Origin of the sequence: Streptomyces sp. NPDC093097 (assembly GCF_044754325.1) — a bacterium.
Taxonomy (GTDB): Bacteria; Actinomycetota; Actinomycetes; order Streptomycetales; family Streptomycetaceae; genus Streptomyces.
Genome location: NZ_JBIVOW010000003.1, coordinates 44,535 through 69,347 on the forward strand (window position 1 = coordinate 44,535; position 24,813 = coordinate 69,347).

At 74.4% G+C, this 24,813-nt stretch carries 23 protein-coding genes, 1 tRNA gene and 1 riboswitch; of the genes, 15 read left to right on the forward strand and 9 right to left on the reverse strand.

The window, feature by feature from the left end:
- Positions 1–53: 53 nt before the first annotated feature.
- Both ACIQE0_RS05635 and ACIQE0_RS05640 read left to right on the forward strand, forming a co-directional pair.
- The gene (locus ACIQE0_RS05635) at positions 54–1,061 is read left to right on the forward strand and encodes a peptidoglycan-binding protein (protein WP_402329322.1); all 1,008 of its coding nucleotides are present in this window, start codon (positions 54–56) and stop codon (positions 1,059–1,061) included.
- A gap of 375 nt (positions 1,062–1,436) precedes the next feature.
- The gene (locus ACIQE0_RS05640) at positions 1,437–2,099 is read left to right on the forward strand and encodes an HAD-IA family hydrolase (RefSeq protein WP_402329324.1); all 663 of its coding nucleotides are present in this window, start codon (positions 1,437–1,439) and stop codon (positions 2,097–2,099) included.
- 83 nt (positions 2,100–2,182) lie between these two features.
- Here ACIQE0_RS05640 and ACIQE0_RS05645 read toward each other — a convergent pair whose 3' ends face one another.
- Complete coding sequence (locus ACIQE0_RS05645) at positions 2,183–2,929, reverse strand: ABC transporter permease (protein WP_402329326.1); 747 nt, start codon at positions 2,927–2,929, stop codon at positions 2,183–2,185.
- 288 nt (positions 2,930–3,217) lie between these two features.
- Between ACIQE0_RS05645 and ACIQE0_RS05650 the strand changes: the two genes are divergently transcribed.
- Complete coding sequence (locus tag ACIQE0_RS05650; RefSeq protein WP_402329328.1) at positions 3,218–3,676, forward strand: DoxX family protein; 459 nt, start codon at positions 3,218–3,220, stop codon at positions 3,674–3,676.
- Positions 3,677–3,829: 153 nt separating this feature from the next.
- Positions 3,830–4,465 carry a VTT domain-containing protein gene (locus tag ACIQE0_RS05655; protein ID WP_366336975.1) on the forward strand — a complete coding sequence of 212 codons (636 nt, stop codon included), beginning with the start codon at positions 3,830–3,832 and terminating at the stop codon, positions 4,463–4,465.
- A 14-nt stretch (positions 4,466–4,479) separates the two neighbouring features.
- On the opposite strand, the gene ACIQE0_RS05660 is transcribed toward ACIQE0_RS05655, so the two are convergent.
- Positions 4,480–5,427 (reverse strand): universal stress protein, encoded by a 948-nt coding sequence (locus ACIQE0_RS05660; RefSeq protein ID WP_402329330.1) that lies wholly within the window; start codon positions 5,425–5,427, stop codon positions 4,480–4,482.
- Between the two features lie 256 nt (positions 5,428–5,683).
- Between ACIQE0_RS05660 and ACIQE0_RS05665 the strand changes: the two genes are divergently transcribed.
- The 5 genes from ACIQE0_RS05665 (at position 5,684) to ACIQE0_RS05685 (ending at position 11,179) form a co-directional block, all read left to right on the forward strand.
- Positions 5,684–6,847, forward strand: coding sequence for a methyltransferase (locus ACIQE0_RS05665; RefSeq protein ID WP_402329332.1), 1,164 nt, complete (start codon positions 5,684–5,686; stop codon positions 6,845–6,847).
- Positions 6,848–7,114: 267 nt separating this feature from the next.
- Positions 7,115–7,771 carry a nucleoside/nucleotide kinase family protein gene (locus ACIQE0_RS05670; protein ID WP_402329334.1) on the forward strand — a complete coding sequence of 219 codons (657 nt, stop codon included), beginning with the start codon at positions 7,115–7,117 and terminating at the stop codon, positions 7,769–7,771.
- A gap of 206 nt (positions 7,772–7,977) precedes the next feature.
- Complete coding sequence (locus ACIQE0_RS05675) at positions 7,978–8,760, forward strand: MarR family winged helix-turn-helix transcriptional regulator (protein ID WP_402329336.1); 783 nt, start codon at positions 7,978–7,980, stop codon at positions 8,758–8,760.
- Positions 8,757–9,605, forward strand: a complete 849-nt coding sequence (locus ACIQE0_RS05680; RefSeq protein ID WP_366336985.1) for an alpha/beta hydrolase — start codon at positions 8,757–8,759, stop codon at positions 9,603–9,605. Before ACIQE0_RS05675 ends, ACIQE0_RS05680 begins: the two co-directional genes overlap by 4 nt.
- A gap of 98 nt (positions 9,606–9,703) precedes the next feature.
- A riboswitch (cobalamin riboswitch) is annotated at positions 9,704–9,949 on the forward strand.
- Between the two features lie 30 nt (positions 9,950–9,979).
- A complete protein-coding gene (locus ACIQE0_RS05685; RefSeq protein ID WP_402329815.1) occupies positions 9,980–11,179 on the forward strand; it encodes a HoxN/HupN/NixA family nickel/cobalt transporter in 1,200 nt (399 codons plus the stop codon).
- Positions 11,180–11,254: 75 nt separating this feature from the next.
- Here the strand turns inward: ACIQE0_RS05685 and ACIQE0_RS05690 are convergent, their stop codons facing one another.
- The 3 genes from ACIQE0_RS05690 to ACIQE0_RS05700 all read right to left on the reverse strand — a co-directional run bounded on the left by ACIQE0_RS05690 (position 11,255) and on the right by ACIQE0_RS05700 (position 13,013).
- On the reverse strand, positions 11,255–11,758 hold the full coding sequence (locus tag ACIQE0_RS05690) for a VOC family protein (protein WP_384099780.1): 504 nt from the start codon (positions 11,756–11,758) through the stop codon (positions 11,255–11,257).
- 73 nt (positions 11,759–11,831) lie between these two features.
- Positions 11,832–12,383: a DoxX family protein gene (locus tag ACIQE0_RS05695; RefSeq protein WP_402329339.1), complete on the reverse strand. Its 552-nt coding sequence runs from the start codon at positions 12,381–12,383 to the stop codon at positions 11,832–11,834.
- A 555-nt stretch (positions 12,384–12,938) separates the two neighbouring features.
- Positions 12,939–13,013 (reverse strand) — tRNA-Val (locus tag ACIQE0_RS05700).
- A 364-nt stretch (positions 13,014–13,377) separates the two neighbouring features.
- Between ACIQE0_RS05700 and ACIQE0_RS05705 the strand changes: the two genes are divergently transcribed.
- The 6 genes from ACIQE0_RS05705 to ACIQE0_RS05730 all read left to right on the forward strand — a co-directional run bounded on the left by ACIQE0_RS05705 (position 13,378) and on the right by ACIQE0_RS05730 (position 19,452).
- The gene (locus ACIQE0_RS05705; protein WP_402329817.1) at positions 13,378–14,646 is read left to right on the forward strand and encodes a hypothetical protein; all 1,269 of its coding nucleotides are present in this window, start codon (positions 13,378–13,380) and stop codon (positions 14,644–14,646) included.
- A 331-nt stretch (positions 14,647–14,977) separates the two neighbouring features.
- Positions 14,978–15,787, forward strand: a complete 810-nt coding sequence (locus ACIQE0_RS05710) for a DUF4383 domain-containing protein (protein WP_384099767.1) — start codon at positions 14,978–14,980, stop codon at positions 15,785–15,787.
- Positions 15,788–15,996: 209 nt separating this feature from the next.
- Positions 15,997–16,701: a FadR/GntR family transcriptional regulator gene (locus ACIQE0_RS05715; RefSeq protein WP_366337016.1), complete on the forward strand. Its 705-nt coding sequence runs from the start codon at positions 15,997–15,999 to the stop codon at positions 16,699–16,701.
- A gap of 145 nt (positions 16,702–16,846) precedes the next feature.
- Complete coding sequence (dgoD, locus tag ACIQE0_RS05720) at positions 16,847–17,995, forward strand: galactonate dehydratase (RefSeq protein WP_402329818.1); 1,149 nt, start codon at positions 16,847–16,849, stop codon at positions 17,993–17,995.
- A gap of 233 nt (positions 17,996–18,228) precedes the next feature.
- A complete protein-coding gene (locus tag ACIQE0_RS05725) occupies positions 18,229–19,176 on the forward strand; it encodes a sugar kinase (protein WP_366337054.1) in 948 nt (315 codons plus the stop codon).
- 63 nt (positions 19,177–19,239) lie between these two features.
- A complete protein-coding gene (locus tag ACIQE0_RS05730; protein WP_366337018.1) occupies positions 19,240–19,452 on the forward strand; it encodes a zinc ribbon domain-containing protein in 213 nt (70 codons plus the stop codon).
- Positions 19,453–19,535: 83 nt separating this feature from the next.
- Here the strand turns inward: ACIQE0_RS05730 and ACIQE0_RS05735 are convergent, their stop codons facing one another.
- The 4 genes from ACIQE0_RS05735 to ACIQE0_RS05750 are packed head-to-tail and all read right to left on the reverse strand — an operon-like array spanning position 19,536 to position 24,740.
- Complete coding sequence (locus ACIQE0_RS05735; RefSeq protein ID WP_366337020.1) at positions 19,536–20,195, reverse strand: O-methyltransferase; 660 nt, start codon at positions 20,193–20,195, stop codon at positions 19,536–19,538.
- Positions 20,196–20,245: 50 nt separating this feature from the next.
- Complete coding sequence (locus tag ACIQE0_RS05740; protein WP_402329342.1) at positions 20,246–21,076, reverse strand: HAD family hydrolase; 831 nt, start codon at positions 21,074–21,076, stop codon at positions 20,246–20,248.
- Positions 21,073–23,529 (reverse strand): phosphoribosyltransferase, encoded by a 2,457-nt coding sequence (locus ACIQE0_RS05745; protein WP_402329819.1) that lies wholly within the window; start codon positions 23,527–23,529, stop codon positions 21,073–21,075. Before ACIQE0_RS05745 ends, ACIQE0_RS05740 begins: the two co-directional genes overlap by 4 nt.
- A gap of 38 nt (positions 23,530–23,567) precedes the next feature.
- A complete protein-coding gene (locus tag ACIQE0_RS05750) occupies positions 23,568–24,740 on the reverse strand; it encodes an HpcH/HpaI aldolase/citrate lyase family protein (RefSeq protein WP_366337024.1) in 1,173 nt (390 codons plus the stop codon).
- Positions 24,741–24,813 lie beyond the last annotated feature (73 nt).

Below are 24,813 nucleotides of genomic sequence, written 5' to 3' on the forward strand. Positions count from 1 at the left end.
GCCCGCTCTGCATAATCGGCTGCCGGTTCACGCCTCCAGAGAGGGGACCCCTCGTGACGGCAGCAGCCACCTGCCCGCACTGCTTCGCCCCGGTACGCGGGGACGGCCGGCCGACGTGCCTGTGCGCGGCGGCCGAGGCGGAGGACTTTGATCCGCTGCGCGTGCGGCCGTACGTCTCCCTGCGGGAGCAGCCGGGCGCTTGGGACGACGGGGAGGAAGCGGGGGGCGCGGCCGGGGAGGCCGGCGCCCTGCCCGGCGGCGACCGGGACCGGCCGGACGACCTGGGGGACTTACCGGGCGTGGACGCCGCGGTCTACCGGGTGCCCCGCCCCTGGGGCCCGGTATCCGAGCCCCTCGTCTCGTCCACCGTCCCCTTGGGACCGGCCCCGGAGGGCGCAGCCATCGGCGCAGCCCCCTACGGGGCCGGCACGGGAGGAGCCGCGGCCGGTCCGGAAACAGGGGCCCGCCCGGGAACCTCCGCCCCCACCGGGCGCCGCCGCACCCGGAGCGCCGTACTGGCCGTCACCGGCACCGCCGCGATCGCCGCGGCGCTCGCGATCGGCACCTGGGCGCTCCCGGACGGCGGGCGCGACCGCGCGGCGCCACCGGACCGCGGCTCCACCGCCCCCACCGCGGCCGCCCCGACCGCCGGCCCCACCACCCCCGCGCCGGCCTCCGACCGCCCCACCCCGACCACGTCACGCGCCAGGCGGTCGCCCGGCGCCTCCCCCGTCCCCTACCGGCCGCGGGTCCCCGCGCCACGCTCTCCGGTACGGGCGTCCGGCAGCGTCGCGGTCCCGTCGGGCGACGCCTCCCCCAGCGCGCCACCGAGCGGGCCGATCGTGCTCCGCGAGGGCGCCGGCGGCCCGGAGGTGGCCGAACTCCAGGAGCGACTGCGGCAGATGGCGCTCTATACGGGGGCGGCGGACGGCCGCTACGGCACGGCGGTACGGGAGGCGGTGGCGCGCTACCAGCGGACCTACGGGGTGCACGGCGATCCGGTCGGCGTCTACGGGCCCGCCACCCGCGCATCCCTGGAGGCGCACACCGCCCAGCCGTGAGCCGCCGCCGTCGCACGCGCCACGAACCGCACACCACGCGCCGCAGACCGCGAGCCACCAACCACCGGCCGCGAACTGCCGGCCGTGAACTGCCAGTCGCCGGATGCGTCACGCACCACGGTCCACCGGCCACGGACCGTGAGCCGTCGGGCACCGTGCGGGATTCGCGCGCATCGAAAGCCCCGAGTCACCCCGCCCCGTGACGAATGCCATGCCCGTCCGGGCGCTATGCGGTTGTCGCCGCCCGGACGCTCTTTGTATCGTGGGAAAACAAAGTGGTTCCGCCCGCACCCCCTGACCGGCGGGCGGGGCCACTTGTGTCTTTCCGCCGCCTGACAGTCCGCTGCCAGCCCCTCCGCGCCCAGGAGCCCGCCGATGACGGCCACCACCACGCTCATAGCCCGCGCCCTGCTGCTGGACATGGACTCCACGATCGTGAACTCCGAGGCCGTCGTGGAGCGCTGCTGGCGGCGCTGGGCGGTCGAGCAGGGGCTGCCCGCGGAGGACGTCCTCAAGGTCGTCCACGGGCGGCAGGGCTGGGCCACCATGGCGGCGCTACTGCCGGACCGCCCGATGGAGCAGAACCTGGCGGACAACCGCCGGATGCTGGAGCAGGAGACCGCCGACGTCGAGGGCGTGGTGCCGGTGCCCGGCGCGCCGGCGTTCATGGCCGCCCTGGCCCACCTCCCGCACGCCCTGGTGACCTCCGCCGACATCGCGCTGGCCGAGGCCCGGATGGGCGCGGCCCGGCTGCCCATGCCGGACGTGCGGATCACCGCGGAGAGCGTGAGCGCCAGCAAGCCGGACCCGGAGGGCTTCCTCAAGGGCGCCGCCGAGCTGGGGTTCGCCCCCGAGGACTGCCTGGTCTTCGAGGACTCCGAGGCGGGCATCGAGGCCGGCCGGGCCGCCGGGATGCGGGTCGTCGGGGTCGGCGACCGCGCCGCGCAGTTCGGACCCACCGCGCACGTCCGCGACCTGACCCAGATCCGTATCGAGGCCCTGATGGACGGCGGGATCACGGTACGCATCACGGACTGAGGCGCACCCGGACGACCCCTGGGGCCCCAGCCCGCCCGAGGGCCCCACGGTGCCTGAGCGCCTCAGGGGGCGCGGGCGCCCGATCAGCCCGCCACCGGCGCCCGGTGGATCCGGCCGCGGGCGACCAGCTCCAGGACCACCGCACAGGCCGTCGCCTGTACGGCCAACAGCGCGACCAGGACGAAGAGTTGCACCGCGCCCGCCTGCACCGGCGAGGCGCCGCCCAGCAGCATGCCCACGAACGCCCCGGGGAGCGTCACCAGCCCCACCGTCCGGGTCTGGTCGAGCCCCGGCAGCAGCGCGTCGGACGCGGCCGGGCGGGCCACCTCCATGCGCGCCTCCCGGTCCAGCAGGCCGAGCGCCAGCCCCGCCTCGAACTCCCCGCGCCGCAGCTCCAGTTCGTCCAGCGCCCGCCGTCCCCCGAGGACGGTGGCGGTCAGCGCGCCGCCGATGAGGATGCCGACGACCGGGATCAGGCTGAGGCCGCGCGGCGGCACCAGGCCGGTGAGCAGCAGCACCCCGACGACCGGCAGGACCCCGGCGGCGATCGGCACCGCGGCCCACCACCAGGTGCGGTTGGCGGTGATCCGGCGGCCCGCCGTGCGCACCGCCACCGCAAACATCAGCACCAGGAAGCTCAGCAGCCACGGCAGGGCGTGCACGACCCAGCCGATGAGCAAGGAGACGGCGGCCAGTTGGGCCGCCGCGCGGACGCCGGCGAGGGCGATCGCGCGGGCGTGGCCGAGGCGGGCCAGCGCGGCGACGGCCACGGCGGCGACGAGGAGAACGGCAAGGACGATCCCCAGCGTGGGGTTGACCGGCAGCAGCACGCGCCCACTGTAGGTGCGCGGCCACGTCCCGCTTCCGTGGCCGACGGGGTTCGCCGCCGACGGGGCGCGGCCGCCCGCCGACCCGGCCGATTCTTTGCCCGCCGCCGTATACCGCACCGGCGCATCGGGCGGTGAAGATGAGACACCCTCATTGGTTCGGACCAATAACTCCCCCCTCTCCAGAATCTTGAACTTGCAAGTATTGGTTAGGGAGCCCTAATCTACGGGGCTCCAGTGGTCGCGTCGTCCCCCGCGGCCGCCCGTCCCAAGAGACCATGGAGTCCCCACATGTCCGCTCCCTTGACCTCCTTCACCCAACGCTCGACCCCGCACGCCCTCGCGCTCTTCCGCGTCGTCGTCGGACTGCTCTTCGCCTGCCACGGAGCCTCCTCGCTCTTCGGCGTCCTCGGCGGCGCGATGGGCAGCGGCCACGCCGTCCCCACCGGCGCCTGGCCCGGCTGGTACGCCGCGGTCATCCAGCTGGCCGGCGGCCTCCTGGTGCTGCTGGGCCTGGGCACCCGGGCGGCGGCCCTCATCAGCTCCGGCTCGATGGCCTACGCCTACTTCGCCATGCACCAGCCGCACGCGCTGTGGCCGATCCAGAACGGCGGCGAGCCGGCCGCGATGTTCTGCTGGGCGTTCCTGCTGATCGTCTTCACCGGCCCCGGCTCCTGGGCGCTGGACCGGCTCTTCTTCGGCTCCGCGGAGCGGGAGCCCGTCATCGTGCGCGAACCGAGCGCCGCCTGAGGCGTCCGACAGGCGCCGGTGGGCCGGGGCGGGGATCGTTCTCCCGCCCCGGCCCACCCGCCCGTTTCAGCCAGGCGTACGCTGTATGGCCGTAATGCCGCCCCTGCCGCGCCTCAGCGACGTCGCGGCGGGGACCGGACCGGGAGCACGACGATGGTGGAGAGCCTGGGGGCACTGAGCGGCACCCCGTGGGTGTACGTGATCGTCGGTCTCTCGATCGTCCTCGACGTCTTCGTCCCGATCCTGCCGAGCGGGGTGCTGGTGATCACCGCGGCCACCACGGCCGCCGGTTCCGGCACCGCCGACGTCGCCTCCTCCGTCCACGGCGCGGGCCGGCTGGCCGACATGGCCGCCCTGGTGCTCTGTGCCGCCACCGCCTCGGTCCTCGGCGACCTGGTCGCCTACCGGCTGGCCTGGCGCGGCGGCGACCGCTTCGACCGCGCCATCGGCCGCTCCCGGCGGCTGACCGCGGCCCAGGAGCGGCTGGGCGCGGCCCTCACCCGCGGCGGCGGCTCCATCGTCGTCCTGGCCCGCTTCGCGCCCGCCGGGCGCTCCGTGGTCAGCCTGGGCGCCGGCGTGGCCCACCGGACGGTGCGCGAGTTCCTCCCCTGGTCGGCGCTGGCCGGCCTGGTCTGGGCGGCGTACAGCGTCAGCCTGGGGTACTTCGGCGGCCAGTGGCTCGGCACGTCCTGGGTGAGCGCCGGCCTCTCCGTCCTCGCGCTCTTCGTCGCCGGCTCGGTGGCCGCCTACCTCGTGCGGCGCCCGGAGCGGGAGCCCGCGGCGCACTGACCGGCGGCCGCCCGTCAGGCCGCGGAACCGCCCGCGGCGCCGCTGCCGCCCTCGCCCTTCGAGCCGACGTCGTCGGCCGCGGTCTCCGGCACCACGGCGATCGGGCAGACCGCGTGCAGCAGCACGGCGTGCGCCACCGACCCCAGCCGCGGGCCGATCGGCAGCCGGCGCCGGTGCCGGGCCACCACGACCAGATCGCTCTGCGCGGACGCCGCCACCAACTGCCCGGCGGCGTCCTCGGCGCGCACCTGGAGCGCCACCTCGACCTCGGGGTGGCGCTCCCGGTGCGGTGCGAGCACGTCCACCAACTGGACGCCGAGCGCGTCCTCGTACTCCTCCTGTGTGGACTCGTAGAGCGCCGCGTACTCGAAGGCGGGCGGCGGCAGGATCGGCCAGGTGTAGCCGGAGACGACCCGCAGGCGCGCGCCGCGCCGGGCGGCCTCGGCGAACGCGAAACCGAGCGCGGCGGGCTCGTCGGAGGACGCGTCCACGCCGAGGGTCACCTGCCGGACGGACGGCCGCACCGCCTCGCCGTCCAGGCCCTGCTCGGTGCCGGCGCGGTCCGGACGCGGCACCACCACGACCGGGCAGGCCGACCGGGCGGCGCAGGCCATCCCGTTGGAGCCGAGCAGCAGACTGGCGAAACCGCCTCGGCCGCGCGACCCCAGGACGAGCAGCTGCCCCTCCGCCCCGAGGGTCGGCAGCAGGGGGTCGACCAGTCCACTCAGACTTTGGAACTCCACCTCCGGGAGGTCCGCGAGGTACGGCCGGTCCTTGAGGCCGGCCAGCACCGGGTCGCCGCCCTGATCGCCGGCCGTGGCGCGCTCCTCGGTGGCGTACGGCCAGACGTGCACCACGCGCAGCGGCGCCGACCGCGCCCGGGCCGCGTCCGCCGCCCAGCCCAACGCCCGCTCGCTGTCCGGGGATCCGTCCACACCGACGATGACCGGCAAGGTGCTCATACGGGCCTCCACCCTCGAACCGAATACGCAGGCATACGCCCGCCTACGACCGATCTGACCGTACTGCACGGTATTTGACCGGCTATCTTCATCGTGCCTCCGTGTCGGCGACCGGGACAGGGCCGAACGTCCCACCCCCGTCGCGGAGGTAGAGTCGACCCTCATCTCCACCCCACCCCTCCTCCCCCACGGGCGCGCTGACGCTCCCTGCGGCACCGGGCGCGGGTTCCGAACCACTGACGTGAGGCACACTGCGGTGAACCATCCCCCGGTCGTCGAATGGACCGAGGACGACCAGGCTCGAACCGCCCGCTGGCGTTCCGAGAACGGCGCCCGGCCACCCCGCCGGATCGTCGTCGCGGACGACCGCACCCGGGCCGACGACGCCTACCGGCTCGTCTGCGAGGGCACCGCGCTCCTGTGGCGCGGCGACTTCCACAACGCCCGCCAGCTGCTCACCGCGCTGGCCCGCCGGGTCGACCGCCGCCCGCACAAGGCGCCGCCGGCCGACGTCACCCAGGCCTTCCACCTGCACCGCGCGGCCCAGAACCAGCGCGCCCGCATCCTGGGCATGCTGCTGATCCCGCTGGACGCCCAGCTGGCCGTCCCGTTGCACCGCGCCCCCGACGTCCGCGAGGCGTGCACCCGCGCCTACGGCGCTCCCGAGGAGGCGGAGCCGCCCGCCGGCGCCTCGGAGGACACCGCCTCCCTGGTCTCCCTCAAGGAGCTGCTGGGCGTCATCGGGGCCAACGAATGGCGCCGCAAGGGCGTGGAGATCCCGGCCCTCGGCGGCGACCGGATCCATCCGCACTACGGGGTCTTCTCCCCCGCCCGCGGCGAGTACGTCGACCTGGTCGCCGAGGCCCCGCTGCCCGGCCGGGACCTGGCGTTCGACATCGGCACCGGCACCGGCGTCCTGTCGGCGGTGCTGGCCCGCCGCGGCGTCCGGCGGGTGGTGGCCACCGACCAGGATCCGCGCGCCCTGGCCTGCGCCCGGGAGAACACCGCGCGGCTGGGCGTCGCGGACCGGGTGGAGATCGTCGAGGCCGACCTCTTCCCGGCCGGCCGCGCCCCGCTCGTCGTCTGCAACCCCCCGTGGGTGCCGGCCAAGCCCACCTCTCCCGTGGAGCACGCGGTCTACGACCCGGGCAACCGGATGCTGCACGGCTTCCTGGCCGGCCTGACCGACCACCTGACCCCGGGCGGCGAGGGCTGGCTGATCCTCTCCGACCTGGCCGAGCACCTCGGGCTGCGGCCCCGGGACGCGCTCCTGGCCGCCTTCGCCGAGAGCGGCCTCACCGTCCTCGACCGGCTCGACATCGCGCCCCGCCACCCGCGCGCCCGCGACACCTCCGACCCGCTCCACGTGGCCCGCGCCGCGGAGGTCACGTCCCTGTGGCGGCTGGGGGCGGCGGAGTAGGCCGGGAGGGGCGGGCACCGGCAGGCCGCCGCGCCCGAACTCCGCGATTCCTGCCCGCCGTTGCTCTCCCACGGCGGCGATCGGCGCGGCCCGACCGGCGAAGTGCCGGTGGACCGCGCCGACCCCTGCGCCCGCGGCACGGGCGATCCCGGGCGTCCGCGGCTCGGGCGATCCGGGGCGTCCGCGCCGCGTCGCCGCGTGCTCTTCCGGAACGCCGCCCCCACCACCCGGCCGCCACCGCGACCCATCAGGCACGATGGGACCATCATGAACCTCGACGACCTCGTGGCCCGTGCCCGCCGGCTCGCCGCCTCCGCGACGCCCGGCCGGCGCCGGCTGCTCGGCATAGCCGGGCCGCCGGGCGCCGGAAAGTCCACCCTCGCCGTCCGGCTTGCGGCGGAGCTGACCGGCCAGGCCGTCCTCGTCCCGATGGACGGCTTCCACCTCGCCGAGGCGGAGCTGCGCCGCCTGGGTCGCACGGACCGCAAGGGCGCGCCGGACACCTTCGACCCCGCCGGCTACGCCTCCCTGCTGACCCGTCTGCGCGCCCCCGAATCCGGCACGCCCGTCTACGCCCCGGCGTTCGACCGCCGCATCGAGGAGCCGATCGCCGGCAGCATCCCCGTGGCACCGCACATCCCGCTCGTCATCACCGAGGGCAACTACCTCCTGCTGCACTCCGACCCCTGGGCAGGGATCCGCGAACTCCTCGACGAGGTCTGGTACATCGAGCTGGACACCGCGGAGCGGGTGCGGCGCCTGGTCGACCGCCACCAGCGGTTCGGTCGGCTGCGCACCGACGCCGAGGACTTCGTCCGCACCTCCGACGAGGCCAACGCCCGCCTCGTGGCGGCCACCCGGCCCCGGGCCGACCTGGTCGTCGCGTTCACCACCGAAGAGGCCCCGCCCCCCTTGGACGACTGACCGGTCACCGGCGCCCCGCCGCCCGCTGCGTCGTCAACTCGCCTTCGCACCAACGCCGTTCCACGCCCGGCGAGCAGATCCCCGCCCCTCCGCGCGCCTGCCACGCGCTTCCCCGGGCGCCTTCCGGAGCGTTTCTCCACACGCCTTCCGAAACGACATCAGAGATGTCATCATGACAGCATGAGTGTCGTTGAGGGGGGCTCATCATGAGCGTGACCGAGGGGGATTCCGGTCCGAGCGGCCGGAGCCGTCAGGAAAGTCGGAGCAACCGGAGCGGTCTTGACGATCGCGGAGACCACGACGAACGCGGCGATCGCGGGAGCTGGGACATCCGGCCCGGCCAGGACGAGCGCCACACCCAGGGCGCCGATCAGGCAGCGACGACCGAGGAGTTGCTGTACGACGTCATCCGACGACTGTGGCCGCTGCACCGGACGATCGTGCGCGCGGTGGAGCGCGAGCTCGAAGGCACCGGCATGACCGCCGGCGAGCACGCCCTGCTCGACGCGCTGCGCGTCCAAGGTTCGTGCACGGTCCCGCAGTTGGCCCGCTCTCTGGGGCTGGACCGTCAGCCGGTGCAGCGCTGGGTGAACCACGCAGCGGAGCTGGGCCTGGTCGTGACGGCCCCCAATCCCGCCCACCGCCGCTCGTCCCTGATCGAGCTCACCGACGAGGGCACGGAGGTGATGCGCGGCATCCAGGACGCCGAGGCCGCGGAGCTCCGGCGCGGGCTGGCCGACCTGTCGACCGGAGAGGTCCGCACGGCGCTGCGGGTCCTGGACCGGCTCGGTGAGGAATTCCGGCACCTGGCGGACGGTTCGCACGTTCCCCCGGAGGAACGCGGCAATCCCGAAAAGCAGGACGCCACCGCCCAAGATGCCGCACCGGCCGCCATATCGCCCGGCACATCACCCGGCATCGGGCACCGGCCTCCGGCGCCCGCCCGTCCGACCGCCCGTCCGTCCCGCACAGAACGGCCCGCAGAATGACCCACGACTTCCAGGCATGGTCCGAGATCGACAACGGCACCGTGCCGGTCGACGACGGCGAACTGTTCTATGAGACGGCCGGTTCGGGGCCCGCGGTGGTCCTGCTGCACGGCGGGATGCTCGACCAGCACATGTGGGACGAGCAGTTCGCCTGGCTGGTGAACTCCGGCCTGCAGGTGGTCCGTTACGACTCCCGCGGCCACGGCCTCTCCTCCACGGTGACCGGCGACTGGTCCAACCACGACGACCTGGTGGCCCTGCTGGACGCGCTCGACATACCGCGCGCCGTCCTCGTCGGCCTCTCGCACGGCTCCCGGGTCTCACTGGACACCGCGATCGCCTACCCGGACCGGGTCTCCGCCCTCTTCCTGGCCTCGCCCGGGGTCAGCGGCCGCCCCTTCACCGACCCCTTCATCCTGGAGCACATCCGGGAACAGGTCGCCGCGATCGGCGAACCGGACGGCGCGGAGCGGTACGTGGAGCACTTCCTGCGGATGTGGGTGGACGGACCGCACCGTGCGCCGTCCGCCGTGCACCCCGGCTTCCGGGAGCGGATGCGCGCCTCCGCGTGCGCCAATGTCGAGGTGCACGCGGACGGTGTGGGGGTGGGCATGCCCCTGGAGGTCGGGGCGGCGGACCGACTCGGTGAGATCCGGGTGCCGACCGCCGTCCTCGACGGCGACCTCGACTCCACCGACATCTCCGCCAACGCCCATGCGATAGCGCTGCAGGTCCCCGGCGCCCGGCGGATACGCATCCCGGCCGCCGGCCACACGGTCAACTTGGAGAACGCCCGGCTCTTCGACCACGAACTCCACACCTTCCTGACGTCCCTGGCCCTCTGAGTCCCTGCCACCCCTGCTCCTGCGGCGCGGACCGCCTGCCCGAAGGCCCCGGCATCCTCCCGGGGCCTTCGGGCATGGCCGGATCTCGTCGGTGCCCGCTAGAGTGACCGGGCCGTGGTGTTCGGGAAGACCGGTGCAGGACCTCGTGTCCCAGGCCGGCGCGGCCCTCGCCACTGTGATCGGGGAGTTTCCAGCCCTCTGTACGTGCGACGTGTACGTACGGCGCCACTGACCGCAGCCTGCGGCCGGGAAGGCGGGCCGGAAGCGCACACCCTCCCCCAAGCTCTCAAGGAGCAGGGAGGCACCCCAAAGCCAGGAGACCGGCCACGGCATTTCACGAAGCAATCCACGAGGTGCTGGAGCGTGATGGCCAGATGGCCCTGTCCACGGATACCCCGGACAATTCCCCAACTCCCCGCAGTTCCCTTCCCCCCGGCACACCCGGATCCACCGGTTCGTTCCGCTGGCAACGCCGCGACACCGTCCGCACAGCCGGGTTGATGACGGTCATAGCCGCGCTGCATGTCGTCGCCTTCGGCGTACTCTTCCTCCTGGTCGTGCCGGGCCACTACGCCGTCGGCAGCCAGGTGTTCGGCGTCGGACTCGGCGTCACCGCCTACACCCTGGGCATGCGGCACGCCTTCGACGCCGACCACATCGCGGCGATCGACAACACCACCCGCAAGCTGATGGCCGACGGCAAACGCCCGGTCTCGGTGGGGTTCTGGTTCGCCCTCGGCCACTCCAGTGTGGTGGTCGCGATGTCCGCGCTGGTGGCCGGCGGCGCCCAGCTCGCCGGCACCCTGATGAACGACAACTCCACCACCCACCAGACGCTCGGCCTCATCGGCACGACCGTCTCGGGCACCTTCCTCTACCTCATCGCCGCCCTCAACCTGGTCGCCCTGCTTGGCATCCTGAAGGTGTTCCGGGCGATGCGGTCGGGCGCCTACGACGAGCAGGAGCTCGAAGCCCACCTGGATTCCCGGGGCTTCATGAACCGGATCCTCGGCCGGCTCACCAAGTCCATCAGCCGCCCCGGCCAGATGTACCCGCTCGGTTTCCTCTTCGGCCTCGGCTTCGACACCGCGACCGAGGTGACGCTGATGGTGATGGCCGGCAGCGGCGCCGCGGCGGGCCTGCCCTGGTACGCGATCCTGTGCCTGCCGCTGCTGTTCGCGGCCGGAATGAGCCTGTTCGACACCCTCGACGGCACCTTCATGAACTTCGCGTACCAGTGGGCGTTCTCCAACCCCGTGCGGAAGGTCTACTACAACCTCACCATCACCGGTCTGTCGATCGCGGTCGCGTTCTTCATCGGCACCATCGAGCTGGTGACCGTCCTGCACGACAAGCTCGGCCTCGACGACCCGGTGTCCGGGGCGATCTCCTCCCTCAACCTCGACAACGCGGGCTTCGTCATCGTCGGCCTGTTCGTCGTGGTGTGGGCGGCGGCGCTGGCCTACTGGCGCCTCGGCGGCGTCGAGAAGCGCTGGGCCGCCCGAACACCCGCCGCCCAACCGGCCGAGGCCCCCGCCCCGGCCCCCCACCCCGAAGAACCCGACACCCCGTAGCCCCACGCGCGGTGGCCCTCCCCGTCAGCCGACAGGGAGGGCCACCGCACATCCGGCCCCCTGCGCACACGCGCCTCAGGTGGCCGAGCCGGCCGCCGCGCCCGTCAACAGGTCCGGGCCCCAACGCTCCAGCGCCCCCGCGAGGTCCAGCGGCAGCACCCGCGCCCCCGCGTCCTCCGCTCCCGGCCAGTCCTCCCGCGGCACCCGCCACATCACCTCGAACTCGTTCCCGTCCGGGTCCCGGGCGTAGAGCGACTTGGAGACCAGGTGGTCGCTGGTACCCGCCAGCGCCCCCCGCTCCTGAAGCCGCTCCGCGACCGCCACAAGATCGCCCAGCGTCCCGACCTCCCAGGCCAGGTGGTACAGCCCGATTCGGCCGCTCTCCGGCCCGGGCGCCCCCCGCCCCACCGCGAACAGCCCCAGATCGTGGTCGTTCTGCGAACCGGGCGCGCTCAGAAACGCCGCCCGCCCCGGAATCTCCACGTCCACCGTGAACCCCAGCACCTCGGTGTAGAACTCCACCGACCGTGCCACCTCACGGATGTACAACACCGCATGATTGAGCCGCCGTACGGACATCAACCCTCCCTCTCTTCCCTCAACGCGCTCCCCCGCCTTGGCAGTCGCCGCCCCTGACCCAGGGGCCGCAACCTCACTTCCGGAACAGCAACACCACTGCCGCGAACACCACACCCAGGACGAGCGCGCCCGCGCCGTACATCAGCCGATGCGCGCGCACCACGGGCAGGAGGCGGTCGATCGCGAAGCGGCCGGGTCCGGCCAGCCCCAGCGCGGCCGCCCCGCCGACGATCAGCAGCTCGTACTCCACGCCCTCGGGCGCGAAGAAGCCGCCGCCCCACTTCACCGCCAGCGCGTTGATCATCGTGCCGACCACGGCCGCGGCGGCGAGCGGCGTCAGCAGCCCGAGCACCAGCCCGAGCCCGCCCAGCGTCTCGGCCAGACCGGCGAAAACGGCCATCACCTTGCCGGACGGGTAACCACTCGCCGTGAAGAACTGGGCGGTGCCGTCCAGCCCACCCCCGCCGAACCAGCCGAACAGCTTCTGGGCGCCATGAGCCGCCATGGTCAGCCCGAGGACCAGCCGCAGCACGAACAGCCCGGCGTCATACCCGCGCAACGAGGACTCGTCCCGCACCACGGCACCGACCCGCTCGGCCCCGGACACACTGTGGGGGGTCGTCATGACAATCGCTCATTCCCTCTGAACCACGCGACGACCCGACCACACGGCCCGCCGACTACCTACTCGACCATTTACTTGAAAGTTCAAGTCTCCCCTCCACCATACACATGCCCCCGGAAACACCAAAGGCCCCCAATCGGGACGAGGGGGCCTGCCGACGGGGGCTGCCGAGGGGGTTGCCGAGGGGGCGCCAAGGGGTCCGCCGATGGCGACTGCGCATCCGGGACCTACCGGCCGGACCGCGCGTCGAGCGCCGGTCACCCCCTCCGGACGGCCAGGCCGCGCACCCCAGCGCACCCGACGGTGCGACCGGGCCCGCAATCACCAAGGGGCCTTCCACACAAGGGCGTTGGGGATGCGAGGGTGCGACCGAACCACGCCGCCAGGACCGCAGGGCCACCGCCACCACCGACCGCCGTCGATCACACAGGCATCGGACGAACAGCCACAGACAGGCACAGATCACGAGAGCCCGGAGCTCAACACCGACGGCACCGGCGGACGCAGGGGGACGGCAAAAGACCCCCCGCCATGATCGGCAGGGGGTCTTTTGACTGGTGGGCACAGACGGATTTGAACCGCCGACATCTGCTTTGTAAGAGCAGCGCTCTACCGCTGAGCTATGCGCCCTGGATGAGCCGACAGACTACCTTGCCTCGGGGTCGGGACTGCAAACCCGGGCCGGGGGCCGGAGGGCGGGGCCGGGGCCGCACTGGGGGGGGAGGGACGCTGTGGGTGTGGGAGGGGTGTGCGGGGATCAGGGGCGGAGTCGGGGTGGGTGTGAACTTGTCGGGCGGGATGTTCGTTCGGGTGGGTGGGAGAATATGAGCCGGTCCTGGGGCGATCCGATCGGGAGAGGGATGTGACGGGGACACATATGCAGCCGCGGCCGCGGCCGGCCGGGCGGCGGGATCGCCGTCGCCTCCGCGCAGGCCGGCTCGCGCGGACGGCCCGGGAGACGGTGGGGCTCGTACTGCTGCCGTTGCCGCTGCTGATGGCGGTGGCGCCGATGGCGTTCGCCGGGGGCGGTACCCGGCGCTGGTTCGGGCGCGGGGACAGTCAGCGGGCCGATGCGCAGGCCGCCAAGGACGCCGCGGCGGCGGCGTTCTACGAGCTCGACACCGCGCACCGGGACCTGCGGATCTCGGTGGAGACGGTCACCGCCGTCGACGACTCCCCGCGGGCCCGGCAGGCTGCGGCGGAGTACCAGAGCTTCGGACAGCGGATCGACCAGGTCAGCCAGGGGTACATCACCGCGGTCGACTCTCATGATCTTGACCGGGACGATATCGACGGCGCCGCGCTCGCGCGGGCGCGCGCCGATCTGACCCGGGCCCGGGAGGAGCTGGAGCGGGTCCGCGGCGAGCTGGACTGGTTCGCGCAGAGCCTCGCGCCGCTGCTGGAGAGCGCCGAGACCCAGCTGGCGCGGGTCGCCCCGGCCGTGGAGCAGGCCCGGCAGGCGCTGCTGGCGGCGAGCAACGCGCTGGACGGGGTCCGGGGGCAGGGCCTGCGGGCGGACGACCTCGCGGCCCGGTTGGCGGCGCTCGGGCCGGAGCTGACCAAGCTCAACCAGGGGGCCGCCCAGCACGGCGTACCGGCCACGATCCAGCGCGCGGAGGAGGTGCAGCGGCAGGCCGGGGCGATCGCGTCGGAGGCCGGGCGGCTGCCGGCGACCGCGGCGGAGATCGACAAGCGGCTGGTGTCGCTGCGGACCCGCGCGGAGGCGATCACCACCCGCGCCCAGCAGGTCGCCCCGGTCCTGAGCGAGCTGCGGCGGCGGTACAGCGCGGCGTGCTGGCAGGACCTCCAGAAGGTGCCGGAGCAGGCGGTGGAGTCCGTCGAGCGGGCCCGGGCCGCGCTCGGGGAGGCCGAGCGGGCCCGCGCTGAGCAGCGCTGGGCGGACGCCACCAGCCGGTTGGCGACCCTGCGGGCGCTGCTGAACACCACCGACGAGGCGGTGTCGGCGGCCGGCGACCGGCTGCGGCGGCTGGATGCGGTGGCGGCCGACCGGCAGCAGGAGATCGAGCGGACCCGCTTCGCCATCCGGGACGCCCAGCGGCTGGCGATGGCCGGGCGCAGCACGCCCGATCCGCGGCACGCCGGCCCGCTGGACGAGGCGGTGGCCCGGCTGGACCGTGCGGTCGGGGGGCTGGAGGGGCGGCATCCGGACTGGTGGCACTTCCTGACGGAGACGGAGGCGGTGCGGGAGACCGCGGCCCGGGTGGTGCAAGAGATCCGCGACCAGCGCGGTGGCGGGCGCTGAGGCGCGTTCCCTGAGGCGGACGGCCTGGATGGGGTGCCCTGAGGTGGGTTCCCTGAGGCGGACGGCCTGGATGGGGTGCCCTGAGGCGCGTTCCCTGAGGCGCATGGCCTGGGTGGGGTGCCCTGAGAGCGGGGTGCCTTGAGGCGGGTGCCCGCGCCGGTCGCCGGGAGCGGCGGGCGGGCGTTCAGGAGCGCCCGGCTCCCTTTCCGTCGCGCCGTCGTTCCTCCCGGAAGCCTCCCGTCCGCAATGGCAGGAAGAGCGCCCGTGGCGGATGCTGGAGTTCTGGAGTGAGCACGGCCCAGGCGGCTCATCTGCGCAAGGGAGGCCGGACATGGCTGCTACCGGTGCAACTGGCCACGGGCTCCAGAAGCCCGCGAACCCCCTCCACCGGCACAAGAAACACCGCGTCGAGATCAACAAACACCTCCCCGTGGACCACCGGCTGAGCCAGGTCTACCGCGTCGGCGCCGGGCTGATGGGGCTGGTGCTGCTCGCGTTCGGCATCCTCGGCCTGACCCACCACATCGGGTTCTTCGACACCGGCGGCGCGACCGTGGCCGGGCTGAACACCAACGGTTCGCTCAGCGTGCTCTCGATCGTCGTCGGCGCGGTGCTCTTCGCGGGGATGGTGATCGGCGGGAACTTCGCCTCCACCCTCAACATCGTGCTCGGCGGGCTCTTCCTGCTGAGCGGCCTGGTGAACCTCGGGCTGCTCCAGACCGACGCCAACTTCCTCGCCTTCAAGATCCAGAACGTGCTGTTCAGCTTCGTGGTGGGGCTGTTGCTGCTGATGTTCGGGATGTACGGGCGGGTCAGCGGCGGGCTGACGCACGACAACCCCTACTGGCGCGCCCGGCACCCGGAGGAGGCCGAGCGGTTCGCCCGCGGGCAGTTGCACCCGGTGTCCGGGATGACGGCGGGCCGGCAGTCGGCACGGGTGCACAAGCAGGGTGCCTGGCACGGCGGGCTCGGCTCGCTCGGCCCCGGTACGAGCCTGACCGGTCCGCATCACCGGCACCCCTCCGGCGCGCACGTCGAAACGGGCCCGGAGGCAGGCCAACGAGGCGCGAGGGGCGCGGAGTCGGGGCGGGACACCGGGGCCGGCGGTGCGCCGCCGGCGGGCAGCACCACGGAGCTGTGAGGCACGGCAGGAAGAAGAAGGTGGGGCTGGAGGCCGGGGCCGCGGGGCGTGCCGAGGTCGGGTCGTGCGCTCGGTACGCCCTGACGGCTGCGGGAGCGGAGGGGCCGCCGGGCGGCCGGGCGGCCCGCGGAGCACGCGACAGCGCACCGCCGATATCACCCGTCCCCGGCGCAGCGGAGCACACCACCACCCGGCACAGGAGAGCAGTCATGGGGCAGTTGGGCAATCCCGCCTCGCACGCGGGGCACGGACTGCACGGAGCGGCCGTCGAGGCGCTCGCCCAACGGATCGTCGACGGCACCTACGGGGAGGGCGAGGTGCTCGCCCTCCAGGAGGTGATGGCGGAGCTGGACGTCAGCCAGACCGTGCTGCGCGAGGCGGTGAAGGTACTGACCGCCAAGGGCCTGCTCGCCACCCGCCAGAACCACGGCACCTACGTCCGGCCCCGGGAGGAGTGGAACCTCCTCGACTCCGACGTGCTGCGCTGGAAGCTCGCCGCCGGCGCCTCGTCCGACTTCTACGCCGACATGCTCGAACTCCGCCGCTCCATCGAGCCCGCGGCGGCCGCGCTGGCGGCGGAGCGCCGTACCGACGACGACCTGGAGGCGCTGAACGCCGCGCTGAGCGCGATGGCCGCGACCGAGGACGACCCCGTCCTGCTCATCCGCGCCGACGCCTCCTTCCACACCGCGCTGCTGCTCGCCTCCAACAACCGCTTCTACGCGCAGATGCACCGGGTGATCGTGCCCGTGATCATCCAGCGCGGCCGGGAGCTGTACGCCTCCGGCGGCTCCTTCGAGCACCCGCACGCCGTCCATGCGGCGGTGGCCGAGGCGGTGCGGGACCGGGACCTGGACGGGGCGTACATGGCGATGCTGGAGCTGCTCGACAAGTCGGCGCGGGAGCATCCGTAGGGGGCCGGTCCCCACACGGTCGCCGACACCGGCACCAGCACCAGCAGATGTGGGTAGACGGGTAGAGGTAGAGGGTGGGGGGACGTACCGTTCCCGCCTCCTCAGCCCCCGGCGGAAGGACGGTCCCCGCGCCATGGCCCGACCCATGAAGATCGCCCGTGTCGAGACCTTCCTCGCCCCGCCGCGCTGGCTGTTCGTCCGGGTGGAGACCGACCAGGGGGTGGTGGGCTGGGGCGAGCCCGTGGTCGAGGGGCGGGCGGAGCCGGTCCGGGCGGCCGTGGCGGTGCTGGCGGAGTACCTCCTGGGGCGGGACCCGGCGCGCATCGAGGACCACTGGCAGGTGCTGACCAAAGGGGGCTTCTACCGGGGCGGCCCGGTGCTCTCCTCCGCCGTCGCCGGCCTGGACCAGGCGCTGTGGGACATCAAGGGGAAGCACTGCGGGCTGGCCGTCCACCAGTTGCTGGGCGGTCCGGTCCGCGACCGGGTGCGGGCCTATGCCTGGGTCGGCGGCGACGAGCCGGCGCAGCTCCGGGACGCGCTGACCGCGCAGATCGAGGCGGGCTTCGACGCCGTGAAGATGAACGGCTGCGGGCGGCTGTCCCCGCTGGCGACCCGCGCCGAGGTGCGCGCCTGCCTGCGGCGCGCCGAGACCGCGCGTGAAGTCCTCGGTGCGGACCGGGACTTCGCCCTCGACTTCCACGGCCGCGCCTCCCCCGCCAACGCCCGCCGGCTGCTGCCGCTGCTGGCGGAGTGCGCCCCGCTCTTCGTCGAGGAGCCCGTCCTCCCCGAGCACCTGGCGGCCCTCCCCGGCCTCGTCACCGCGTCCGGCGTTCCGCTCGCACTCGGTGAACGCCTCTACACCCGCCGCGAGTTCCTCGCTCCGCTCCAGGCCGGTGTCGCGGTCGTGCAGCCCGATGTCTCGCACGCCGGCGGGATCTCGGAACTGCGCCGGATCGCCGCCCTGGCGGAGCCGTACGGGGCCCTCCTCGCCCCGCACTGCCCGCTCGGGCCGGTCGCCCTGGCCGCCAGCCTCCAAGTGGCCTTCACCACCCCGAACTTCCTCATCCAGGAGCAGTCGCTCGGGATCCACTACCACCGGGGCGCCGAGCTGCTGGACTATGTCGTCGACCGCGCGCCGTTCCGCTTCGACCGCGGGACGCTGGCGCGGTCCGACCGTCCGGGGCTCGGGGTGGAGGTGGACGAGGCGGCCGTCCGGGCGGCCGACGCGGCGGGCGGCCACGCCTGGCGGAACCCGGTCTGGCGGTACGAGGACGGCTCGTTCGCGGAGTGGTGACGGGGCAGGGGCGAGCGGGCGGCGGGGGCGGAGGGGTGTGCGGCAGGGGCGCGGCGTGGCAGGGTGCCGCACCGGGTGCGCCGTGCGCCCGGCTCGGCACGCAGGCACCCGGCCCCAGGGGAGGACAGGTGGACGCCACCGCACAGGACGGCGCACAGGCGCCCCCGCACGCCACCGCGCACGCCACCGCACGGGACCGTGCCGGGGCCCCGGGGCGGTCGGGCGGCCCGGACGTGCTCACCTTCGGCGAGACCATGGTGGCGCTGCGCGGCAGCGGCCCCCTGAAGCTCGGCGGCACGATGCGGGTCTCGGTCGCCGGTGCGGAGAGCAATGTGGCGATCGGCCTGGCCCGGCTCGGCCACCGCGTCCAGTGGACGGGCACGGTCGGCGCGGACGAGGCGGGGGAACTGGTCCTGCGGACGCTGCGGGCCGAGGGCGTGGAGGTCTTCGGCGCCACCGTCGATCCCGGCGCGCCCACCGGGCTGCTCCTCTTCGAGCCGCGGCTGCCGGACGTGACCCGGGTCCACTACTACCGCACCGGTGCGGCCGGTTCCCGGCCCGCCGCGGCCGCCGTCGAGCGGGCCTTCGCCACCGCACCGCCGCGGGTGCTGCACCTGACCGGCATCACCCCGGCGCTGGGCCCCGAGGCCCGCGCGACGGCCGCGCTCGCCCTCCGACTGGCCCGCCGGCACGCCACGTTGGTCTGCCTGGACGTCAACTTCCGCGCCCGGCTGTGGAGCGCCGCCGAGGCCGCCGGCGTGCTGCGCGACTGGCTCCCTTTCGTGGACGTGCTGATCGCCTCCGCCGACGAGGTGCCGCTGTGCCTGCCCGGACCGGACGGCGCCGCCGTCGACGGGGCGGCGGCCCGGCTGCTGGACGTCGGCGTCGGCGAGGTGGTGGTGACGCACGGCGCGGACGGCGCGACCGCGTACACGGGCGACGGCGGCCCCCGCCACCAAGGGGCCGTGCCGGTGCGGGCGGTGGACCCGGTGGGCGCCGGCGACGCCTTCGCGGCGGGCTACCTCTCGGCGTTGCTGGACGGCGCGGATGTCGCCGGGCGGCTGGTGCGGGCGGTCACCACCGGGGCGTTCGCGGCCGCCGCCCCGGGCGACTGGGAGGGCGCGCCGACCCGCGCGGAACTGGCCCTGCTGGCCGCGCCACCGGGCACCGTGGTGCGCTGAGCACGGGCGCGGCCCGCCCCGCCCCACGGGCCGCGCCCCGCGCACAGGCCCTAACCTGTGGCCATGCCTCGTTACGAATACCGCTGCCGCCCCTGTGGGACCACCTTCGAGCTGAACCGGCCGATGGCCCAGTCGTCCGCCCCGGCGGCCTGCCCGGAGGGCCACGAGGACACCGTCAAGCTGCTCTCCACCGTCGCCGTCGGCGGGACCGCGTCCGCGCCGGCCGCGCCGCGCGGCGGGGGCGGCGGCTGCTGCGGGGGCGGCTGCTGCGGCTGACCGCCGCGCGGGCCGGGCCCGTCCGCCACGCCCCGGCCCGCCCACCGGTCGGGCGGCGGACGGCCGGAGCGTGACGACGCGGCCTACCGCTTGCGCGCCAGCGTCACCCCGTCCGCCACGGTCAGCAGCACCGCCTCCATGCGCGCGTCCTGGAGGACATGGTCGTTGAACTCCCGGATGGCCAGGGCCGGTCCGGTGGCCGCGGGGTCGGTGACCGCGCCGTGGTAGAGGACGTTGTCCGCGACGAGCAGGCCGCCGGGCCGCAGCCGCGGCACCAGCTCCTCCCAGTACCCGATGTAGCCGGCCTTGTCGGCGTCGAGGTAGACCAGGTCGATATGGGGTGCGGCGGGCATCGCCCGGAGGGTCTCCAGGGCCGGCGCGATCCGCAGCTCGATCCGGTCCGCGACGCCGGCCTGTGCCCAGGCCTCCCGGCCGTACGCGGTCCACTCCTCGGAGATGTCGCAGGCGACCAGCGTGCCGTCGGCGGGCAGCGCCCGGGCCATGGCCAGGGTGGCGAAGCCGGTGAACGTGCCCACCTCGACGACGTGCCGGGCCCCGGTCAGCCGGACCAGGAACGCGAGCAGCGTCGCCTGCTCGGGGGCCGACAGCATGCCCGCCGCTTCGGGGAAGCGTGCGCGGGTACGGTCCGCCAGGTCTGTCAGCGCGGGTTCCAGCGGTGGGTTGTGCGCCAGCACATACGCGTACAGCTCCGGTGTCAGGGGGCTGCTCTTGGGTTCGGCCACAGTGCTCTCCTCCCGGTCGCGGGCAGCCTACGGCGGTGCCGGGCGGGCTGTCAGCAGGCACGCTCCGGTTCCGTCGCGCCGCGCAGCAGCGCGCGGACGATCGCCTCGCCCGCCGCGACGCCCCGGGTGTCGAGCGCGGTGACGTGCGGGGCGCCCCAGCCGGTGTCCGCCAGTTCGCCGTGGCCCGGGCGCCAGCCGCGGTCCGCGGCCAGCAGCAGGTCGATGTCGAGCAGCGAGTCGCCGGCCGCGAGGATGCCGGTGGCGCCGGTGCGGCGGGCGACCTCGGCCACCGCGGCGCTCTTGGTGAGCGGTCGCGGCACGACGTAGACCTTGCGGCCCTGGAGGGACACCGTCCAGCCGCGCTCCTCCGCCCAGCCGGCCAGCTCCGCCACCCAGCCCTCGGGCAGCAGCGGCCGCTCCACGACGAGGTAGGCGAAGAGGTCCTCGGCGGTGCGCCGGGAGCGCAGCCAGGCCGGGTCGGTGGTGCGGGCCAGGTGGGCGCCGATCTCGTCCAGGGGTGCGCAGTCGGCGGCGAGCCGGGCGGCGACGGTGCGCTGCCAGTCCTCGTCGGAGACGCCGTTGACGAGCAGATGCCCGCCGTTGGCGCAGACCGCGAACTCCGGTGGCGGGCCCGGGAGATGGATGCGCCGGTACTGCGCGCGGGTGCGGGTGGTGGCCGGCACGAAGGCGGCGCGGTCGGCGAGTTCGGCCAGGAGCGCGGCGGCCGTCTCGGTGAGATAGGACAGCGGGCGGCCCTCGTAGACCTCCACGCAGAGCAGCCGGGGGGCCTTGGCGTCCGGCCCGGCCAGGTGCAGTGCGGCGGCCGAGTAGATCAGCGTGCGGTCGAGGTCGCTGGCGACGAGCGGGGCGGGCGTGGTCATCGGCCGGCCACCGCCGTACCGGCCGCGCCGGTGGCCCCGCGGGTGAAGCGGGGATGGACCAACCCGACGCAGGTGTAGGGGAGTTCGTCGACCTCCTCGATCGGCACACCGCGCTGGTCGGCGAGCAGTCGTACGTGGTCGAGGTCGCGCCCGGCGCCGCGCTTGGCGAGGATCCGCCAGGGGACCCGGCGCAGCAGCACCCGGGTGGTCTCGCCGACGCCGGGCTTGACGAGGTTGACGTCGTGGATGCCGTACTCGGCGCTGATCCGCTCGACGGCCGCCCAGCCGTCCCAGGTGGGGGTGCGGTCGGCGGCGGCCAGGGCGCGCACCTCGGCGGCGACCGCTTCGGCGACCGCGTCGAAGTGGGCGGTGACGGTGTCCAGGAACTCCGCCGACAGGTCGCTGCCGGCCAGTTCGCGGTAGAACTTGGCGCCGTGGAAGTCGTCCGGGCCGACCAGGTCGGCGCGCAGGACGGTGCGCGAGATCAGCCCGGAGACGGTGGAGTTCAGGCAGGCGGACGGGATGAGGAAGTCGTCGCGGGTGCCGTAGGTCGCCACGCAGCGGCCGGGGTCGGCGAGCACGGCCAGGCGCGGGTCGAACCCGGGGACGTCCGCGAGCGCCGCGGTCAGTTCGCGGGTGATGGCGCCCTTGCCCGTCCAGCCGTCCACGAACACCACGTCCGCCGGGTCGTGGTGGGCGGCGAGCCAGCGCAGGGCGGTTGCGTCGATGCCGCGGCCGCGGACGATGGAGACCGCGTAGTGCGGCAGGTCCAGGCCGTGGACGTGCCGGGCCCAGCGGCGCATCAGGATGCCGACGGGGGTGCCGGCCCGGGCCAGCGAGACCAGGACCGGGCGCGGACCCCGTTCGGCGAGCACCGTCTCGGTGACGGTGCCCACGGCGCGCGCCATCCGGCCGGCACCGGCGTGCAGCGCGCTGCGGAACAGCTCCTGGTACTCCTGGCTGGGCTGGTACTCGACCGGCAGCGACTCCGCGTAGTGCGCGCCGCCGCGCTGGATCGCCTCCTCGCGCTCCTCGGTGGGCGCCTCCAGCGTGGCCCCGGAGAGGTCCTGGAGCAGCCAGCCGACCTCGTCCGGCGCGTAGGAGGAGAAGGCGGGGCCGCGCAGCGGGCCGGGGAGCGCGCCGGGCGGGGTGTGGGCGGGGGCGACGGCCAGCAGCAACCGGTCGGTGTGGGCGGCGAGTTGGTCCAGGAGGCCGCCGGGGGCGTGCAGTTCGGGGCGGTCGCCCGCGGAGTCGACGACCGCGACGACGGCGTCGAAGCGGCGGGCCGGGTCGCTGCCGGGAGCGACGTTGTAGGCGTAGCGCTCCCCCGGGCCGTCCGCCGGGCGGTCGTGGGCGGGGAACACCAGGCGGGTGCGGATCGCGTAGCCGGGGTCGTCCACGGCGAGGACCGGGGAGCGGGTGGTGGTGGAGAAGCGGACGGTGCCGCCGGCCGGGGCGAGCTGGGCGTCCAGGGCGCCGGCCAGGCGCAGCGGCGCGTACATCAGCTCCTCGTTGCCGAGGACGAGGATGCGGCGGGCGCCGTCCAGGTGGGCCGCCATCCGGGCGGCCATGGCGGGCAGGTGCTCCTCCAGGAGCGCGCGGTGGGCCGGGGTGAAGCCGTGCCGGCCGCCGTCGGGCAGTCCGGCGGGCCAGCCGAGGTCGACGCGTATCGCCTCCGGGCGCGCGGCCCCTCCCCCGGTGGGCGCGGGCGGCTCCGCCCAGGCGGCGACCAGCTCCCGGCCGCGTTCCAGGACGTCGTCGGGCAGGTCGACGCCGCCGCCGGCCAGCGCGACCAGGTCGACGCGGGCGCCGAGGTCGGCGGCGAACTTCGCCAGGCGCTCGCGGTCGTCCGGCGCGCGCATGTCCACCAGCGCCACGACGACATACCGCGTGCGCGGGTGGCGGGCGTGCAGCGCCCGGATGGTGTTGCGGACCGTCCGCCCGGTGGAGAACTCGTCGTCGACCAGGACCAGCGGGCCGTCCCCGGCGAGCAGGGTGCGGTCCTCGGGGAGCAGCAGATGCGAGGTGGCGTGGCTGTGCTCCTCCTCGAAACCGGCGGCGTGCGGTACGCCCGGCACCGGCCGGCGGGTGGAGTGCAGGTAGGGGGCGAGCGCCAGCCCGTCGGCGACCGAGTGGCCGAGCCCGGTGGCGGTCTCGGCGTAGCCCAGGACGACGGCGCGGGCGGCGTCCTCGTCCCCGAGCAGCGCGCGCACCCGGCGGCCCAAGTGGACGCCGGCTCCGTGCACCGCCTCCGGGCGCTGCGGTACGTGCTTGCCGAGCACGTTGGAGACCAGCAGGTGGGCACGCTTGGGGTTGCGCCGCAGCGCCAGCCCGAGCAGGTCCGGCAGGTCGTCCGCGCCGCTGAGGGCGACCCCGAGCCGCTTCGCGACCCACTCTCCCGTCCACACCACGTGCCGTGCCTCCTGCGTCGTCGGGTCCGTACCGTCGTTCATGCCGTCGCTCTCGCTGGTGGTCTTCGGTGGCCGCCGGATCATGCCGGTGTCAGGCTCGCGGTCAGCAGCTCCACGAAGCCGACGTCCTCGCGGGCCACGCCGAACGCCTCGGCGCGCAGCAGCGTCCGCTCGGCCCAGGCGCGGTGCGGCTTCACCTCGTTCATCTTGTTGGTGTACGAGGAGCGCAGCACCCCGCCGGCCCCGCGCTCGGGCCGCAGGATGTCGGTGGCGTCGCTGTACTCCTCGTGGCTGACGACCGACAGCGCGTGCACCGGGGCGACGTGCGAGGGGTGGATGCAGGTCTTGCCGGTCAGGCCGTTGGCGCGGTCCAGTTCGATCTCGCGCAGCAGCCCGTCCATGTCGTGCTCGATCAGATCGGAGCGCAGCTCCTCGGCCTCGCCCAGGAACGGGCTGCGGCGCAGCTGCGGTTTGAACATCCGCTCGTGCATCCGGAAGTACTCCCACACCGGGCCGGTGACGGTGAAGCCGGTGCCGTCCGCACGGCCGAGGACGTTGACCACGTCGGCGATGACGGAGGCGACGATCTGGACGTCGTAGGCGGTCATGTCGGGGGCCCGGCGCAGCCCGTAGGCGGAGCAGAAGTCGGTGACGCCCAGGCGCAGCGCGAGCACCCGGTCGCGGTGGCCGCCGACGGTGCGGGCGATGCCCGCCAGGGTCGCGGCGCGGCTCTCCAGGTGGAGCAGTTGGGGGGACTCCAGCACCGGCATCGCGAACAGCCGCCGCCCGCAGGCCGATTCGGCCTCCGCCAGCGCCGCCAGGAAGGGCGCGCCGCGCTCCGCGGTGAACTTGGGAAGCACAAATCCGGACAGCCTGCGCACGGAGCGTCCCAACCGGCCCACCAGGTCGGGTATTTGGGCCGGTTCGCGGACCCGGATGAAGAGCAGCGGGAGGTCCTCGCCGTCGTCGGCGGCCGCGTCGAGCAGGCCGAACTGCCGGACGAGGTTCTCCTCGCCGGCCGCCACGTCGCCGTCGCCGATGGAGTCCTCCAGGCACAGCACCATGGACGTCACACCGCGGGCGGCCTGCTTGCGGACGTCGGCGGCGAGACGGGGGCGGGTGGCCGGGCTGTAGAGCGTCGCGCCGAGCGCGGTCGCGAGCACACGGGCCGGGGAATCGGCGGTGAACTCCGCCGGCTCCTTGTGGAACAGAGCCTTCCGGAGATCGGGCGCAACGTGCCCAAAGTGCCGCATACAACTCCCCGTATCACGCGGTACTCGGGCGCCCCGCCGCGTCCCGCTGTCTGGATCCAGCCGGTAATCGTAC

Excerpts from the sequence above, each read along its gene's own strand:
- ACIQE0_RS05640 (WP_402329324.1), top strand. The coding sequence starts at position 1,437 with ATGACGGCCACCACCACGCTCATAGCCCGCGCCCTGCTGCTGGACATG.
- ACIQE0_RS05650 (WP_402329328.1), top strand. The coding sequence starts at position 3,218 with ATGTCCGCTCCCTTGACCTCCTTCACCCAACGCTCGACCCCGCACGCC.
- ACIQE0_RS05655 (WP_366336975.1), top strand. The coding sequence starts at position 3,830 with ATGGTGGAGAGCCTGGGGGCACTGAGCGGCACCCCGTGGGTGTACGTG.
- ACIQE0_RS05660 (WP_402329330.1), bottom strand. The coding sequence starts at position 5,427 with ATGAGCACCTTGCCGGTCATCGTCGGTGTGGACGGATCCCCGGACAGC.
- ACIQE0_RS05670 (WP_402329334.1), top strand. The coding sequence starts at position 7,115 with ATGAACCTCGACGACCTCGTGGCCCGTGCCCGCCGGCTCGCCGCCTCC.
- ACIQE0_RS05675 (WP_402329336.1), top strand. The coding sequence starts at position 7,978 with ATGAGCGTGACCGAGGGGGATTCCGGTCCGAGCGGCCGGAGCCGTCAG.
- ACIQE0_RS05680 (WP_366336985.1), top strand. The coding sequence starts at position 8,757 with ATGACCCACGACTTCCAGGCATGGTCCGAGATCGACAACGGCACCGTG.
- ACIQE0_RS05685 (WP_402329815.1), top strand. The coding sequence starts at position 9,980 with ATGGCCCTGTCCACGGATACCCCGGACAATTCCCCAACTCCCCGCAGT.
- ACIQE0_RS05690 (WP_384099780.1), bottom strand. The coding sequence starts at position 11,758 with ATGTCCGTACGGCGGCTCAATCATGCGGTGTTGTACATCCGTGAGGTG.
- ACIQE0_RS05695 (WP_402329339.1), bottom strand. The coding sequence starts at position 12,383 with ATGACGACCCCCCACAGTGTGTCCGGGGCCGAGCGGGTCGGTGCCGTG.
- ACIQE0_RS05705 (WP_402329817.1), top strand. The coding sequence starts at position 13,378 with ATGGCGGTGGCGCCGATGGCGTTCGCCGGGGGCGGTACCCGGCGCTGG.
- ACIQE0_RS05710 (WP_384099767.1), top strand. The coding sequence starts at position 14,978 with ATGGCTGCTACCGGTGCAACTGGCCACGGGCTCCAGAAGCCCGCGAAC.
- ACIQE0_RS05715 (WP_366337016.1), top strand. The coding sequence starts at position 15,997 with ATGGGGCAGTTGGGCAATCCCGCCTCGCACGCGGGGCACGGACTGCAC.
- dgoD (WP_402329818.1), top strand. The coding sequence starts at position 16,847 with ATGAAGATCGCCCGTGTCGAGACCTTCCTCGCCCCGCCGCGCTGGCTG.
- ACIQE0_RS05730 (WP_366337018.1), top strand. The coding sequence starts at position 19,240 with ATGCCTCGTTACGAATACCGCTGCCGCCCCTGTGGGACCACCTTCGAG.
- ACIQE0_RS05740 (WP_402329342.1), bottom strand. The coding sequence starts at position 21,076 with ATGACCACGCCCGCCCCGCTCGTCGCCAGCGACCTCGACCGCACGCTG.
- ACIQE0_RS05745 (WP_402329819.1), bottom strand. The coding sequence starts at position 23,529 with ATGAACGACGGTACGGACCCGACGACGCAGGAGGCACGGCACGTGGTG.
- ACIQE0_RS05750 (WP_366337024.1), bottom strand. The coding sequence starts at position 24,740 with ATGCGGCACTTTGGGCACGTTGCGCCCGATCTCCGGAAGGCTCTGTTC.